Source organism: Paenibacillus sp. LS-5 (genome assembly GCF_056121505.1).
Window position 1 is genome coordinate 1 of the sequence record NZ_JBWAVA010000045.1, and the last position, 818, is coordinate 818.

The 818-nt window shown below is 44.7% G+C and carries 2 protein-coding genes; both read right to left on the minus strand.

Features of this window, described 5'->3' with window-relative positions:
• Positions 1-532, minus strand: a 532-nt coding sequence (locus AC0MA3_RS26345) for an IS3 family transposase (RefSeq protein WP_474658333.1), incomplete at its 3' end; no start/stop codon positions are given.
• Positions 487-818: transposase (locus AC0MA3_RS26350; protein WP_474658334.1), on the minus strand; the 332-nt coding region annotated here is incomplete at its 5' end. The genes AC0MA3_RS26345 and AC0MA3_RS26350, both read right to left, overlap by 46 nt.

Below are 818 nucleotides of genomic sequence, written 5' to 3' on the forward strand. Positions count from 1 at the left end.
GATTGTCATTTTTCCGGCTCATGTGGTAGGCTACAATCTCATTATTAAACAAGTCTTTCACCGCGGAGAGGTAGATCCACGACTCTCCCACCCGGTATTGTGTAACATCTGTAACCCATTTTTGGTTTGGAGCATCTGCCTTGAAATCCCGTTTCAGTAGGTTTTTAGCGACTCGCCCTTCGGTCGAAGAAGCGTAGTTACAGCGATGTTTTCGCCGAATTCGTGAGCGGATCCCTAGCACCTGCATAAGCCGAAGTACCTTCTTATGATTCATCCAGACCCCATGGTCCTGTAGTAAGAACAGTTGAAGCTGCCGGTAGCCGTAGACACCATTGTAGTGCTCATAGACCTTCTTCACGAGTTCCTTATCTTCTCGGTCCCGATCGAATGCTTTGCGCTTTAGAAAAGCGTAATATCCGCTTCTGGAGACTCCAAAAACTTTGCAAAGCTGAGTAACTGGATATTCATTTGCTACTCTCTCAATCGTTATATACCGCTGTATTTCATCTCCTGCATCCAGATTTCCAAGCACTTTTTTAGCATCTCGTTCTCCCGCTTTAGCCTTTGGATCTGATTATCCTGATTCACATATTCCTTAGGAATTCCTCGCCCATCCATCAGTCCAAGCTCGCCAAGTTCCCGATATTTCCGCATCCATACTTTCAACCGGTGTCGGTCAGGAATGTTAAACTTCTCCATGATTCTGCGATAGGTCCATCCCTCTTTAACGTGTAGGCGTATAGCTTCAAGCTTTATCTCATATGAATACGTTGTGAACTTTTGTCCTTTTTTCACCATAAAAATGCACCCCTTAGATT